Raw genomic sequence first — 13,404 nt, forward strand, 5'->3', positions numbered from 1 at the left:
CTCCAGTTGATAGGGGGGAGTCTAGGTGGCGATTTGTCGGGGAGGCGTCAAAACAGTGTCAAAGAGTCGATTGAATCACTCAGTAGTGGTACCACTTCAATTCGAGCATGACCTCATTCTGCGCGGTGGCCAGGTGGCTGAACTCCCGCGAAGCACTCAACCGCACCCCCAGGTTCTGGCTGATTTCCCACTGCTGGTTCAGGCTGACACTGCGGCGCACTTCGCCATTGGTGAAGTAGTCACCCTTGGCCTCCAGCGTCATGTTGCCCAAGCCGTTACGCCAGAGCAGGCCGCCATTGAACCCCGCAGCGGGCGCGATGAACTGGGCAAAGTCGTTGTGATGCTCCACCCGCACCGTACCCAGGGCGAAGCCCAGCACCCCGTCGGCCAGTTGCCAGGTACCACCGGCGCCGCCGTTCACATGGCTGACCAGCACCTCGTCGTCATGCTTGCCGGGTACACGCTCCAGCCCGCCCGCCACTTGCCACGACCAGGGTTTGAGCAGCTCGTTACGCGGTGTCAGCGAGCGGATGGTGGCCAGGTCCAGGCGTTGCACCTGCCAGTCATTGCCTTCGTACTGGCGCACTTTCAGCTGCAGGATCTCGATTTGGGCACCCAGGGGGAAGCCGTAGGCGTTGTCGTTGAGGTCGTGATAGGCCATGCGCAGGCCGTACTCGGCATAGGCGCGGTCTTCACGCGTACCCATGCCGAGTTGCCAGGTGCGCGAGTCATGGCCATCTTCGGGCAGGCCGGGGCGCTCGATTTGCAGGGGTGGCGGTGGGTTGCTGTTGATCGCCCGCAGCAGCTCGAAGCTGCGCTTCGCCTGCCCGGGGTCGCGCTCCTGGCCATTGGCCCGGTAACGCTCCAGGCGGTACGCGGCGTCTTGCACGAGTGCTTGCCGTTCCCGGGGCAAGGCCTTGAATTCGGGGCTCTGCAATTGTGTGGTGTCGGCACTTACGGCCAGCACCTGACGCTTTTCGCCGTGGTCCAGTGGCTCGGCGCGGGCCAGCAATTCACGTTCGCGAGAAGGGCGGTATGTCTCGCTGGCGACCAGGCCGGACTGCTTCACGGCCTTCACGGTGTCGGTCGGGATGGCGGTCAACGGGAACTGCGAGGTCAGGTCCAGGCTCGGCCGGGCTACTTGCAGCAGCTCCAGCAGGCGATACGAGCAGTTTTCGTCGAAGAAGAAGTAGTCGAACTGGACCTGCTTCAGCTCCCACACATGCTCGACCATGCGCCCGGTTTCTTCGGGGGTGAGGTCCAGCTGGTATTCCCACAGGTCGCGGTTTTCCAGGCTGCGGTATTCGGAGAGTTTTTCCTGGTAGGGCATCAGCGCGAAAAGCCCTGGGTAACCGCCCATCAGGCCCTTCCAGGCGTACAGGATGCTGTTGTCGCTGCCTTCGATATAGGCACCGAAGTTGATCGCGTAGCTCAGCAGTGTCGTCTCATCGCTGCGGGTGTTGGACTGGTCAATGCGCAACAGGGTGTGTCCGAACATCGATGAGGGGCTGTTCAGGTAGGCCGCCGGGAAGATCAACGCGGCGCTGTGCGGGTCGATCGACTGGTACCAGGTCTTGAATTCCTGGCAGTCCGGTTGCGGCAGGCCTTGCAAACCGAGCTGTTCACGTAGCCAGCGGGTGCGTGCAGGGAATACACACTGGGCGTGCTTGTCGCCGAGGCTGGCCGGGGCATACAGCGCCTGGACCGTGGCTTGCAGCTCTTGGTCCGGGTGGTGCGCACCGTCCTCGGCGAGGAAGAACGCATCGTCGTCCACATAGCTGCGCCAGCCGCCGAGCTTGGCGGTTTCGTAGTGACCAATGGCGAGCCAGTAAGGGGTATTGGCCAGTTGCTGGAGGCGGCTTTGGTCCAACAGGGGTGTGGCATGAACAGGGGCGCAGGCACACAGCGCCAGGGAAGCGAGGCGTTTGAGCATATCGGGCAACTACTTCTTGACGATGCCGAAAAAAGGCGAAACCCGCCCCGGGGGGGCGGGAGCAGCTGCGCTTACGCCTCGGTAGCGTATTTGGCCAGGCGAGGGTCGTTCTTCAGAACGGCCAGGGTGTTGCTGTGGACAGTTTCGGCCGTGACGTCGGCGCTGGTGAAAATCTGGTTGAAGTGCTGGTGAGCGACCGACTCGAAGTAACCACGGTCTTCCGGCGCGACGCCCAGTACGACGGCATAGGTGGTCAGTGCTTCGCCCTGGCCCATGGCCATGTCTTCGGACAGCTCGTTCATCATGCCGTTCATGGCGAACCACGACTTGCCGCCGTAGGTCAGCGAAGCCTTGGTCGAGCAGCCGTTGGTGCCGGAAGTCATGCCGAACGTGGCGTTACCGGAGGTGCCGTTGGTAGTGGAAGCCAGGAAGTGTGCCGGAGTGCCGCGCTGGCCTTCGAACAGCATGTTGCCCCAGCCGCAGTTCGGGCCGCCTGGCGCTTCAGCCATGGCGTTCAGCGAGACCACGGTGAACAGAGTACCCAGAAGAATCCGTTTCATAGCATTTGTTCTCTTTGTCTTAACCAAGGGTCAGGGTTTCTGGCAACTCGGTTGCCAGGTCGGGAAAGCATTTCACCCACCCGCGCAGCTTGGAGTTTAGGCACGATCTAAAGGTTGCGTTGTTGATTGCGAAAAATTTGCTGTTACATGACCTGCACCGGCTGCGACATAAAGTCCCGCAGAGCCTTGCAAGGCGCGCGCGGGCAGCGCCAGAATGCTCCGTATCTGCCCCGCCGAAGTAAGGAAACCCAATGCCCGATCCTGTCGCTGCGCGCCTGCGTCTCGCGCCTGAAGCCCTGACCCGGCGTTTCTCACCCGAGCAGTTTGCCTTTACCCATACCGACGATCTGGAGCCGTTTCGCGGAGTTCTGGGCCAGGAACGTGCTGTCGAGGCCCTGCAGTTCGGCGTGGCCATGCCACGCCCGGGTTACAACGTATATGTGATGGGCGAGCCCGGTACCGGGCGCTTCTCGTTCGTCAAGCGCTACCTCAAAGCCGAAGGCAAGCGTCAGCAGACCCCGGCCGACTGGGTCTACGTCAACCACTTCGACGACACCCGCGAACCGCGTGCGCTGGAATTGCCTTCCGGCAGCGCCGGGGCGTTCATCGCCGACATGGGCGGGCTGATCGACAACCTGTTGGCAACCTTCCCGGCGGTGTTCGAGCACCCGTCCTATCAGCAGAAGAAAGGCGCTATCGACCGCGCCTTCAACCAGCGTTATGACCGCGCCCTGGACGTGATCGAGCGCGCCTCGCTGGAGAAGGATGTCGCCCTGTACCGCGATGCCAGCAACGTTGCCTTCACCCCGATGGCAGACGGCAAAGCGCTGGATGAAGCCGAATTCGCCCAGTTGCCGGAAGAGGTGCGCGAGCAGTTCCACGAGGACATCGCCCTGCTTGAAGAGCAGCTGAACGAGGAGCTGGCCAGCTTGCCGCAATGGAAGCGCGAGTCGAACAACCAGCTGCGTCAGCTCAACGAAGAAACCATTACCTTGGCCTTGCAGCCTTTGCTGGCACCGTTGTCAGAAAAGTACGCCGAGAACGCCGCGGTGTGCGCCTACCTGCAGTCGGTACAGCTGAACCTGTTGCGCACCGTGGTCGAGCAACTGGTTGATGACAGCAAGACTGACGCCGCCGCGCGCAAGCTGCTCGAAGAGCAGTACGCCCCAAGCCTGGTGGTCGGCCACCACGCCGCCGGTGGCGCGCCGGTTGTGTTCGAGCCGCACCCGACTTACGACAACCTGTTCGGCCGTATCGAATACAGCACCGATCAGGGCGCGCTGTACACCTCGTACCGCCAGCTGCGCCCGGGCGCGCTGCACCGTGCCAACGGCGGCTTCCTGATTCTTGAAGCCGAGAAGATGCTGGGCGAGCCGTTCGTGTGGGATGCGCTCAAGCGTTCCCTGCAATCGCGCAAGCTGAAGATGGAGTCGCCGATCGGTGAGTTGGGCCGCGTTGCCACTGTCAGTCTGCAGCCGCAGATGATACCGCTCAACGTCAAGCTGGTGATTATCGGCTCGCGCCAGTTGTACTACGCATTGCAGGACCACGACTCGGACTTTCAGGAAATGTTCCGGGTGCTGGTGGACTTCGACGAAGACATGCCCATGGTCGACGAGAACCTGGAGCAGTTCGCCCAGCTCTTGCGCACCCGCACCAACGAGGAGGGCATGGCGCCGCTGACCAGCGATGCGGTGGCACGCCTGGCCACCTACAGCGCCCGCCTTGCAGAGAACCAGTCGCGCCTGTCGGCACGCATCGGTGACCTGTTCCAGCTGGTCAGCGAAGCCGATTTCATTCGCCAGCTGGCCAGTGATGAAATGACCGACGCCGGGCACATCGAACGTGCCCTGAAGGCCAAGGCCACCCGCACCGGGCGTGTATCCCAGCGTGTGCTGGACGACATGCTGGCCGGCATCATCCTGATCGACACCGAAGGTGCGGCCATCGGCAAGTGCAACGGGCTGACCGTACTGGAAGTGGGTGACTCGGCGTTCGGGATGCCAGCGCGTATTTCGGCCACCGTGTACCCGGGCGGCAGCGGCATTGTCGACATCGAGCGCGAGGTCAACCTGGGCCAGCCGATTCACTCCAAAGGGGTGATGATCCTCACCGGTTACCTGGGCAGCCGCTATGCCCAGGAATTCCCGCTGGCGATTTCCGCCAGCATCGCCCTGGAGCAGTCCTATGGTTATGTGGACGGTGACAGCGCCTCGCTGGGCGAAGCCTGTACGCTGATCTCGGCCTTGTCGCGCACGCCGCTCAAGCAGTGCTTCGCCATCACCGGCTCGATCAACCAGTTTGGTGAAGTGCAGGCAGTGGGTGGGGTGAACGAGAAGATCGAGGGCTTCTTCCGCCTCTGTGAGGCGCGTGGCCTGACCGGCGAGCAGGGTGTGATCATCCCGCGTGCCAACGTTGCCACCCTGATGCTCGACGAGCGTGTGTTGCAGGCGGTGGAGAACGGTATGTTCCACGTTTACGCGGTCAGCCAGGCCGACGAGGCGCTGAGCCTGCTGGTGGGCGAGGAGGCCGGTGAGCTCGATGACAAGGGCCTGTTCACCGAAGGCAGCGTCAATGCCCGGGTGGTGGAGCGCCTGCGTGAAATCGCTGAAATGATCAGCGAGGAAGAAATCGAGAAGGCAGAAAAGGAACGCCTGGAAGAGGTAATTGCCCAGGCTAAACCGGCCTGAGTCAATAAACCGGCGCTGGCGGCGATGTGCTACCGTTCAGCGCCGGTTTTCCATCTTTTTGCACTGTTCTTCTATGATGGAACTTAAGGACAGTATCAGCGTTCAGGATGGAAACAGCCTGAGGTACAGGCTGAACAAGGCTTATTGGAGGGGACGCGGCCATGCGCAACCTCAGCCTCACACGCCAGTGCCTGGGCCTGGTGACCCGCATCGAATGCAGCATTCGCCCACTGGCCGGGGACAACGGCATGTGGACATTGCTGTTCGCCGCCGGCATGGCCGGTGAACAACCCTCTGCGATCAAGGCCCAAGGGCCGTTCCATGGGCCGCTGGTGGCTGAGTCTGTGTTAAATGCCATTGTCGACAGCCTGACCTTGCATGGTTACCAGGTGGCCGAAGACCCGCAGATCTGGTGCTTGCACCTGCAAGCGCAGTTGCGGCGGATCAATGGCGAGCGGTGCCGGAACCTGGGGGATTACCAATTTCACCCTGAAACCTGAATCACCCTCACCGGCCTCATCGCCGGCACGCCAGCTCCCACAGGTACAGCGCAGTACCTGAGGCTTGCGCTATACCTGTGGGAGCTGGCGTGCCGGCGATGGGCCGCAAAGCAGCCCCAATCACCGGGCTTTTGCTGTAACAGGTGGCTGGCTATACTCGCCGTCGTTTTTCAAGTCACCTGACGAGTCCTCAAACTTCATGGAACGTATCCTCGAAAACGCGATGTATGCCTCGCGCTGGCTGCTCGCACCCATCTACTTTGGCCTGTCCCTCGGCTTGCTGGCCCTGGCGCTGAAATTCTTCCAGGAAGTGGTCCACGTCCTGCCCAACGTCTTTGCCCTGAGCGAGGCCGACCTGATTCTGGTGATCCTGTCGCTGATCGATATGTCGCTGGTGGGCGGCCTGTTGGTGATGGTGATGATTTCCGGCTACGAGAACTTCGTTTCGCAGCTGGATATCGACGAAAGCAAGGAAAAGCTCAACTGGCTGGGCAAGATGGACTCTTCGTCGCTGAAGATGAAGGTTGCCGCGTCAATCGTGGCAATTTCTTCCATTCACCTGTTGCGGGTGTTCATGGATGCGCAGAACATCTCCACCGATTACCTGATGTGGTATGTGATCATTCACATGACCTTCGTGGTTTCGGCGTTCTGCATGGGCTATCTGGACAAGCTGACCAAGCACTGAGCCAGGTTGCTGTTTGCACCGCCCGTCCGTTGCAAAACGGACGGGCGGTGTTGTTTCTGGCTTGTGCTTTAAGCCTGTCTGTACAAAAAATGAGCTCTCATGCGTGGTTCCCATCGCGAGGTGTTCTCATGAACCTGCATCAGCTCAATACCGAGGCCAGGGCCGGCCATGTCGATGAACTGAACCTGATCGCCATCGAAGGCGGTGACTACCTGCTTGAGGCTCGGGTCAAAGGCCGCGCTCATCCCTTGTCCGACACCCGTGGTGAACGCTTGCGCGTGCACTCGGTGGAGGACGCGCGCAAGTTGCTGCAAACCATCCCCATGGTTTCGATGAACCTGGTGCACTGGTCGGTGCAGGATGAAATGTGCGGCATGGGCACGCACCCGGAAGAAGACCTGAAGGTGCCGATTTCCCAGCGTTCGGCCTGGTAGCTGCTCGCAGCGCCCCAGTGTGCTAGGCTGCTCGCCCTTTTCATCAAGGGCGCGGCTGCACTGCGCCCTGCAGTGGAGCACGACAATGTCCGAACTGAACCTGTCCACCGACGAAACGCGCGTAAGCTACGGCATCGGCCGCCAGCTGGGCGGCCAACTGCGCGACAACCCGCCACCAGGCGTTAGCCTGGAAGCCATCCTGGCTGGCCTGACCGACGCCTTCAACGGCGCTGACAGCCGCGTCAGCGAAGCCGACCTGTCGGCCAGCTTCAAAGTGATCCGCGACATCATGCAAGCCGAAGCTGCTGCCAAGGCCGAAGCCGCTGCTGGCGCAGGTAAGGAATTCCTGGCCGAGAACGCCAAGCGTGATGGCATCACCACCCTGGCTTCGGGCCTGCAGTTCGAAGTGCTGACCGCAGGCGAAGGCGCCAAGCCGACCCGCGAAGACAACGTGCGCACGCACTACCACGGCACCCTGATCGACGGCACTGTCTTCGACAGCTCCTACGACCGTGGTCAGCCGGCTGAATTCCCGGTGGGTGGTGTGATCGCCGGCTGGACCGAAGCCCTGCAGCTGATGAATGCTGGCAGCAAATGGCGCCTGTATGTGCCGAGCGAGCTGGCCTACGGCGCCCAAGGCGTTGGCAGCATCCCGCCACACAGCGTACTGGTGTTCGACGTCGAGCTGCTCGACGTTCTGTAATGCCCTCGGGGCCGCTTTGCGGCCCAATCGCCGGCAAGCCAGCTCCCACAGGTACTGCGCAACATTCAAGCCTTGTACGGTTCCTGTGGGAGCGGGTTCACCCGCGAAGAGGCCGGCCCTGCGAGCCTCAGTTCCAATCCGTCCCCGCCGGGCGCAATGCCCTCGCATAGCAAAACAGAAACAGGTTCCGCACCAGTTCCTTGAGCACCCCCGGCTCACTCGAATTCAACCCGCTCATGTCCAGGTCACCCTGGTCACGCAGCTCGTCGAGCGCTTCTTCTTCAAGCACCGCGCACACTTCACCGGTTTCACGATGAAGAATGCGCAGATAGGGGTGAGGGCGGTCCAGCCAGGCGTCGATCAGATAAGTCATGGCTATTCTCCTTGGATAGCAATTCCAATGAGAATAATTCTTATTATCAAAATAGCAAGCGCCAATTGGCAGATTTTTGTGTAATCAGACTTTGCGCACGAACTCGGACTTCAGTTTCATGGCGCCGATGCCGTCGATTTTGCAGTCGATGTCGTGATCACCGTCGCACAGGCGGATGTTCTTGACCTTGGTGCCGACTTTGACCACCAGGGAAGAACCCTTGACCTTAAGGTCCTTGATCACGGTGACGGTGTCGCCGTCTTGCAGGATGTTGCCGACCGAGTCTTTCTTCACCGCCTCGTCGCTGGCCGCTTCGGTGTCGCCACTGGCCGACCACTCGTGGGCGCATTCAGGGCAGATCAGCTGAGTGCCATCCTCATAGGTGTATTCGGAGTTGCATTTTGGGCAGGCTGGCAGAGTGCTCACTTCGGTTCCTCAAACAAACAGACGGGCGGTTAAAAACCCGCATTGTAAAAGGTATTTTCCCAGAAGTGATTATGTCCGGACAAAAGCATCGCGGGCAAGCCCACTCCTACAGGCGATGCGATCCCTGTAGGAGCGGGCTTGCCCGCGAAGAAGGCGACTCGATTTGTCAGTGAGTACGCGCGACCGCAAACTCGCTCAATTCAACCAGCGCATCCCGATACTCGCTGGCCGGCAGTACTTCGAGGCACTGAATGGCACGCTTCACATAGTCACGCGCCAGCTCGGCGGTGTACTTCAGCGCGCCCGACTCTTCGACCGCCACGCGGATCTGCTCCAGATCCTCAAGGCCACCTTTCTGAATGGCCTGGCGTACCAGCGCAGCCTGCTCGGCAGTGCCTTCGCGCATGGTGTAGATCAGCGGCAGGGTAGGCTTGCCCTCGGCCAGGTCGTCACCGACGTTCTTGCCCAGGGTTTGCGAGTCACCCTTGTAGTCCAGCAGGTCGTCGACCAGTTGGAAGGCTACGCCCAGGTGGTCACCGAAGGTGCGCAGGGCTTCGCGCTGCTCGTCGGTCGCTTCGGCCAGCGCGGCGGCGCTGTGGGTTGAGGCTTCGAACAGCATCGCGGTCTTGCCGCGGATGACCTCCATGTAGATTTCCTCGGTGGTGCTGGCATCGCGTACCCGCGACAGCTGCAGCACTTCACCCTCGGCAATCACACGCGTGGCCTTGGACAGGATCTGCATGACCGGCATCGAGCCCAGTTCGACCATCATTTCGAACGAGCGCGAATAAAGGAAGTCGCCCACCAGCACGCTTGGCGCGTTGCCCCACAGGGCATTGGCGGTGGATCGGCCACGGCGCATGCCGGACATGTCGACCACATCGTCGTGCAGCAGGGTGGCGGTGTGCAGGAATTCGATGGTGGCGGCCAGCAGGCGCAGGTCGTCGCCTTCGCGGCCCAGGGCCTTGCCGCACAGCAGTACCAGCAGGGGGCGCAGGCGCTTGCCACCGGCGGACGTGATATAGTCGCCGATCTTCGATACCAGCGGCACGCGCGAGGTCAGCTGCTTCTTGATGATCTCGTCGACGGCGCTGAAATCATCAGCCACCGCACGGTAGAAGGTTTGGGGTTGCATCGGCTGCTCCAGTGAGGTTGCGCGGCATGCTAGGTCGCAGGTCCCGGTGTGTCAAGGCGCGGTACCCGCTGGCCGGGGGCGGTACTTGCAAGCAAAACCGGGGTTGCGTACAATCGCGCACCCTAACTTCCTGGGCAGCACCTGCCTTACGCAATTGCACCGGGCCGTTCCAGCCCTATGCAGCCATGCCAGCCAATACTCATCATATAAAGCGCTGGGTGAGCAGGATTATCGGAGAAATACCATGTCTTACGCAGTAATCGTTACCGGCGGCAAGCAGTACAAAGTCGCTGAAGGTGAATTCCTCAAGATCGAAAAACTGGAAGTCGCCACTGGCGAATCCGTGACCTTCGATCGCGTTCTGCTGGTCGCCAACGGTGAAGAAGTCACCATCGGTGCTCCAGTTGTTGCTGGCGCTAAAGTAGTGGCCGAAGTCGTTTCGCAAGGCCGCCACGACAAGGTTCGCATCATCAAGTTCCGTCGTCGTAAGCACCACATGAAGCGTATGGGCCACCGCCAGTGGTTCACCGAGATCAAAATCACCGGCATCCAGGCTTAATCCCCTAGATCCCCTGAATTTATTTGGAGAATTGAACCATGGCTCACAAGAAGGCTGGTGGTAGTACTCGTAACGGTCGCGACTCAGAATCTAAACGCCTTGGCGTGAAGATGTATGGCGGCCAGGTTATCAAGCCAGGCAACATCATCGTCCGTCAGCGCGGCACCGAATTCCACGCTGGCTACGGCGTTGGCATGGGCAAGGATCACACCTTGTTCGCCAAGATCGAAGGCGTGATCAAGTTCGAGAAGAAAGGCGAGTTCATGCGCCGTTATGTGAGCATCGTCGCCGCTTAATCGCGACGTCGCTCCAGAAGCCCCGTCATGCGACGGGGCTTTTTCGTTTGTGGTGAGCCTCTTGCAAAGCTGTTTGTCTGGGTTGCCGGCGTTGGTTTCTACGGTCGTACGGGGCCGCCGCGCTCATTTTTGCAAGAGCCTCATGTTTTTGAGTCATTCAGCTCGTCTGTCGACGAGAGGCGGTTTTAATGAAGTTTGTTGACGAAGTATCGATTCGGGTCAAGGCCGGTGACGGCGGCAACGGTTGCATGAGCTTCCGTCGCGAGAAGTTCATCGAGAACGGTGGCCCCAACGGCGGTGACGGCGGTGACGGCGGCTCGGTGTACATGGTTGCCGATGAAAACCTGAACACCCTGGTCGACTACCGCTACACCCGTCACCACGAAGCCCAGCGCGGCTCCAATGGTGGCAGCACCGACTGCACCGGCAAGAAGGGTGAAGACCTGTTCCTGCGCGTGCCGGTCGGTACCACCGTGATTGATGCTTCCACTCAGGAAGTGATCGGTGACCTGGTTACCCCTGGCCAGAAGCTGATGGTCGCCCAAGGCGGTTGGCACGGCCTGGGCAACACCCGTTTCAAGTCCAGCACCAACCGCGCGCCGCGTCAGACCACCCCAGGCAAGCCGGGTGACCAGCGCGACCTGAAAATGGAAATGAAGGTGTTGGCTGACGTTGGCCTGCTGGGCCTGCCGAATGCTGGCAAGAGTACCTTCATCCGCTCGGTCTCGGCCGCCAAGCCGAAAGTGGCCGACTACCCGTTCACTACCCTGGTACCTAACCTGGGCGTGGTCAGCGTCGACCGCTGGAAGAGCTTCGTCATCGCCGACATCCCCGGCCTGATCGAAGGCGCCTCCGACGGTGCTGGCCTGGGTATCCGCTTCCTCAAGCACCTGGCGCGTACCCGCGTGCTGCTGCACCTGGTGGATATCGCGCCGCTGGACGAAAGCAGCCCGGCCGACGCCGCCGAAGTGATCGTCAACGAACTGACCCGCTTCAGCCCGTCGCTGGCCGAGCGTGAGCGTTGGCTGGTTCTGAACAAGTCGGACATGGTCATGGACGACGAGCGTGACGAGCGTGTTCAGGAGGTGATTGATCGCCTGCAGTGGGAAGGCCCGGTCTATGTGATCTCGGCTATCTCCAAGCAGGGTACCGACAAGCTCAGCCACGACCTGATGCGCTACCTCGAAGACCGCGCCGACCGCTTGGCCAACGACCCGGCCTACGCCGAAGAGCTGGCCGACCTCGACCAGCGCATCGAAGACGAAGCCCGTGCCCAGCTGCAGGCGCTGGATGACGCGCGTACCCTGCGCCGTACCGGCGTCAAGAGCGTGCACGACATCGGCGACGATGACGGTTGGGACGATGATTTCGAGGACGACGAAGACGGCCCGGAAATCATTTACGTGCGCGACTGATCGGTTGCAGTACACTAAACGCCGCTCTCTGGAGCGGCGTTTTTGTATCCACGGTATCTATAGATTCGACATAGGTTGGAAGAAGATGCGAAGCAAGGTGACGGGCGCCAAGCGCTGGGTCGTGAAGATTGGCAGTGCTCTGCTGACCGCCGATGGCAAGGGCCTCGACCGCGATGCCATGGCCGTTTGGGTCGAGCAGATGGTCGCGCTGCGTGAGGCGGGCGTTGAGTTGGTTCTGGTCTCCTCCGGGGCCGTGGCTGCCGGCATGAGCCAGTTGGGCTGGACGTCGCGACCGAGCGCGATGAACGAGCTGCAGGCGGCTGCATCGATCGGCCAGATGCGTTTGGTACAGGCTTGGGAGTCGAGCTTCGGCGAGCACGGCAAGCACACCGCGCAGATCCTGCTGACCCATGACGACCTGTCCGACCGCAAGCGTTACCTGAACGCCCGCAGCACCCTGCGCACCTTGGTCGACCTTGGCGTGGTGCCGGTGATCAACGAAAACGACACCGTGGTCACCGACGAGATCCGCTTCGGCGACAACGACACCCTGGCGGCGCTGGTGGCCAACCTGGTCGAGGCCGACCTGCTGGTGATCCTCACCGACCGCGATGGCATGTTCGATGCCGACCCGCGCAACAACCCCGAAGCCCAGCTGATCTACGAAGCCCGTGCCGACGACCCGTCGCTGGACGCCGTGGCCGGTGGTACCGGTGGTGCCCTGGGCCGTGGCGGCATGCAGACCAAGCTGCGCGCCGCGCGCCTTGCCGCCCGCTCCGGTGCCCACACCATCATCATCGGTGGCCGCATCGAGCGTGTGCTGGACCGCCTCAAGACAGGCGAGCGCCTGGGTACCCTGTTGTCGCCCGAGCGCGGCATGCTCGCAGCACGCAAGCAGTGGCTGGCGGGCCACCTGCAGACGCGTGGCACCCTGGTGCTGGATGCCGGTGCCGTGCAGGCGTTGCGTCAGGCCAACAAGAGCCTGCTGCCGGTTGGTGTGAAGACCGTGCAGGGCAGTTTCCGCCGTGGCGAGATGGTGGTGTGCGTTGGTCCGGACGGTGTTGAAGTGGCCCGTGGCCTGGCCAACTACAGCGCGCTGGAAGCGCAGAAGATTATCGGCCAACCCTCCGATGCCATCGAAGGCGTGTTGGGCTATATCGCCGAGCCGGAGCTGGTGCATCGCGACAATCTGGTGCTGGTATGAGCCTGCTCAAGCGGGTGATTGCCGTGGCAGCGTTGACGCTGCCAATGCTTGCCGGGGCCGAGGAAGTCGGCCAGGTGTCCACCGTGTTCAAGTTCCTCGGGCCGAACGACCGCATCGTGGTCGAAGCGTTTGATGATCCCAAGGTCGAGGGCGTGACCTGCTACCTGTCGCGGGCCAAGACTGGCGGCATGAAGGGGGGGCTGGGGCTGGCGGAGGACCGTGCGGAGGCGTCGATCGCCTGCCGTCAGGTCGGGCCGATCAACTTCAAGGGTGAGTTGAAAGATGGCGAGGAAGTGTTCAAGGAGCGCACCTCGCTGGTATTCAAGACCATGCAGGTGGTGCGCTTCCTCGACAAGAAGCGCAATACGCTGGTGTACCTGGTGTACAGCGACCGCATGATCGAAGGCAGCCCGCAGAATGCGGTAACTGCGATCCCGATCTTGCCTTGGGCGCATTGATAGCCGGGTAGATCCTGGGAGGCCTTCGGC

Annotated in this window: 15 protein-coding genes; 10 read left to right on the forward strand and 5 right to left on the reverse strand. The window is 61.4% G+C overall.

Translation table 11 applies throughout. The features are described 5' to 3' along the window. Window positions 1-79: 79 nt before the first annotated feature. Window positions 80-1,933, reverse strand: a complete 1,854-nt coding sequence (locus QQL85_RS00415; RefSeq protein WP_284356318.1) for an Lnb N-terminal periplasmic domain-containing protein — start codon at window positions 1,931-1,933, stop codon at window positions 80-82. A 71-nt stretch (window positions 1,934-2,004) separates the two neighbouring features. After that, window positions 2,005-2,493: a DUF3015 domain-containing protein gene (locus QQL85_RS00420; protein ID WP_264361713.1), complete on the reverse strand. Its 489-nt coding sequence runs from the start codon at window positions 2,491-2,493 to the stop codon at window positions 2,005-2,007. A 251-nt stretch (window positions 2,494-2,744) separates the two neighbouring features. On the opposite strand from QQL85_RS00420, the gene QQL85_RS00425 reads away from it, so the two are divergent. From QQL85_RS00425 to QQL85_RS00445, 5 genes are all read left to right on the forward strand, one after another. After that, window positions 2,745-5,183, forward strand: a complete 2,439-nt coding sequence (locus QQL85_RS00425; protein WP_284356317.1) for a Lon protease family protein — start codon at window positions 2,745-2,747, stop codon at window positions 5,181-5,183. Between the two features lie 161 nt (window positions 5,184-5,344). After that, complete coding sequence (locus QQL85_RS00430) at window positions 5,345-5,683, forward strand: hypothetical protein (protein ID WP_003247487.1); 339 nt, start codon at window positions 5,345-5,347, stop codon at window positions 5,681-5,683. Between the two features lie 199 nt (window positions 5,684-5,882). After that, on the forward strand, window positions 5,883-6,371 hold the full coding sequence (locus tag QQL85_RS00435) for a TIGR00645 family protein (protein ID WP_003247486.1): 489 nt from the start codon (window positions 5,883-5,885) through the stop codon (window positions 6,369-6,371). Window positions 6,372-6,499: 128 nt separating this feature from the next. Further along, window positions 6,500-6,805: a DUF6482 family protein gene (locus QQL85_RS00440; RefSeq protein ID WP_016713352.1), complete on the forward strand. Its 306-nt coding sequence runs from the start codon at window positions 6,500-6,502 to the stop codon at window positions 6,803-6,805. A gap of 85 nt (window positions 6,806-6,890) precedes the next feature. Further along, entirely contained in the window at window positions 6,891-7,508 is a 618-nt protein-coding gene (locus QQL85_RS00445) for an FKBP-type peptidyl-prolyl cis-trans isomerase (protein WP_284356316.1), read from the forward strand. A gap of 127 nt (window positions 7,509-7,635) precedes the next feature. Here the strand turns inward: QQL85_RS00445 and QQL85_RS00450 are convergent, their stop codons facing one another. The 3 genes from QQL85_RS00450 to QQL85_RS00460 form a co-directional block, all read right to left on the reverse strand. Beyond that, entirely contained in the window at window positions 7,636-7,881 is a 246-nt protein-coding gene (locus tag QQL85_RS00450; RefSeq protein ID WP_016713350.1) for a PA4570 family protein, read from the reverse strand. A gap of 84 nt (window positions 7,882-7,965) precedes the next feature. Continuing rightward, window positions 7,966-8,307: a zinc ribbon domain-containing protein YjdM gene (locus QQL85_RS00455; RefSeq protein ID WP_284356315.1), complete on the reverse strand. Its 342-nt coding sequence runs from the start codon at window positions 8,305-8,307 to the stop codon at window positions 7,966-7,968. Between the two features lie 166 nt (window positions 8,308-8,473). After that, window positions 8,474-9,442: a polyprenyl synthetase family protein gene (locus QQL85_RS00460; RefSeq protein ID WP_284356314.1), complete on the reverse strand. Its 969-nt coding sequence runs from the start codon at window positions 9,440-9,442 to the stop codon at window positions 8,474-8,476. A gap of 244 nt (window positions 9,443-9,686) precedes the next feature. Here QQL85_RS00460 and rplU point away from each other — a divergent pair, with 244 nt between their 5' ends. From rplU to QQL85_RS00485, 5 genes are all read left to right on the forward strand, one after another. After that, complete coding sequence (rplU, locus tag QQL85_RS00465) at window positions 9,687-10,001, forward strand: 50S ribosomal protein L21 (protein ID WP_003247466.1); 315 nt, start codon at window positions 9,687-9,689, stop codon at window positions 9,999-10,001. A 38-nt stretch (window positions 10,002-10,039) separates the two neighbouring features. Then, window positions 10,040-10,297: a 50S ribosomal protein L27 gene (gene rpmA / locus QQL85_RS00470; RefSeq protein WP_003247464.1), complete on the forward strand. Its 258-nt coding sequence runs from the start codon at window positions 10,040-10,042 to the stop codon at window positions 10,295-10,297. A 188-nt stretch (window positions 10,298-10,485) separates the two neighbouring features. Continuing rightward, window positions 10,486-11,712, forward strand: coding sequence for an Obg family GTPase CgtA (gene cgtA, locus QQL85_RS00475; protein ID WP_284356313.1), 1,227 nt, complete (start codon window positions 10,486-10,488; stop codon window positions 11,710-11,712). An 85-nt stretch (window positions 11,713-11,797) separates the two neighbouring features. Next, entirely contained in the window at window positions 11,798-12,916 is a 1,119-nt protein-coding gene (gene proB, locus QQL85_RS00480) for a glutamate 5-kinase (protein ID WP_284356312.1), read from the forward strand. Further along, window positions 12,913-13,374 (forward strand): CreA family protein, encoded by a 462-nt coding sequence (locus QQL85_RS00485; protein ID WP_284356311.1) that lies wholly within the window; start codon window positions 12,913-12,915, stop codon window positions 13,372-13,374. The genes proB and QQL85_RS00485 overlap by 4 nt, the downstream gene beginning before the upstream one ends. Window positions 13,375-13,404: the final 30 nt, after the last annotated feature.

It is taken from the genome of Pseudomonas putida (assembly GCF_030159595.1).
GTDB lineage: Bacteria > Pseudomonadota > Gammaproteobacteria > Pseudomonadales > Pseudomonadaceae > Aquipseudomonas > Aquipseudomonas putida_AC.

What these genes read in the sequence shown, in the direction of transcription:
- QQL85_RS00415 (WP_284356318.1), bottom strand. Translation starts at nt 1,933, where the DNA reads ATGCTCAAACGCCTCGCTTCCCTGGCGCTGTGTGCCTGCGCCCCTGTT.
- QQL85_RS00420 (WP_264361713.1), bottom strand. Translation starts at nt 2,493, where the DNA reads ATGAAACGGATTCTTCTGGGTACTCTGTTCACCGTGGTCTCGCTGAAC.
- QQL85_RS00425 (WP_284356317.1), top strand. Translation starts at nt 2,745, where the DNA reads ATGCCCGATCCTGTCGCTGCGCGCCTGCGTCTCGCGCCTGAAGCCCTG.
- QQL85_RS00430 (WP_003247487.1), top strand. Translation starts at nt 5,345, where the DNA reads ATGCGCAACCTCAGCCTCACACGCCAGTGCCTGGGCCTGGTGACCCGC.
- QQL85_RS00435 (WP_003247486.1), top strand. Translation starts at nt 5,883, where the DNA reads ATGGAACGTATCCTCGAAAACGCGATGTATGCCTCGCGCTGGCTGCTC.
- QQL85_RS00440 (WP_016713352.1), top strand. Translation starts at nt 6,500, where the DNA reads ATGAACCTGCATCAGCTCAATACCGAGGCCAGGGCCGGCCATGTCGAT.
- QQL85_RS00445 (WP_284356316.1), top strand. Translation starts at nt 6,891, where the DNA reads ATGTCCGAACTGAACCTGTCCACCGACGAAACGCGCGTAAGCTACGGC.
- QQL85_RS00450 (WP_016713350.1), bottom strand. Translation starts at nt 7,881, where the DNA reads ATGACTTATCTGATCGACGCCTGGCTGGACCGCCCTCACCCCTATCTG.
- QQL85_RS00460 (WP_284356314.1), bottom strand. Translation starts at nt 9,442, where the DNA reads ATGCAACCCCAAACCTTCTACCGTGCGGTGGCTGATGATTTCAGCGCC.
- rplU (WP_003247466.1), top strand. Translation starts at nt 9,687, where the DNA reads ATGTCTTACGCAGTAATCGTTACCGGCGGCAAGCAGTACAAAGTCGCT.
- rpmA (WP_003247464.1), top strand. Translation starts at nt 10,040, where the DNA reads ATGGCTCACAAGAAGGCTGGTGGTAGTACTCGTAACGGTCGCGACTCA.
- cgtA (WP_284356313.1), top strand. Translation starts at nt 10,486, where the DNA reads ATGAAGTTTGTTGACGAAGTATCGATTCGGGTCAAGGCCGGTGACGGC.
- proB (WP_284356312.1), top strand. Translation starts at nt 11,798, where the DNA reads ATGCGAAGCAAGGTGACGGGCGCCAAGCGCTGGGTCGTGAAGATTGGC.
- QQL85_RS00485 (WP_284356311.1), top strand. Translation starts at nt 12,913, where the DNA reads ATGAGCCTGCTCAAGCGGGTGATTGCCGTGGCAGCGTTGACGCTGCCA.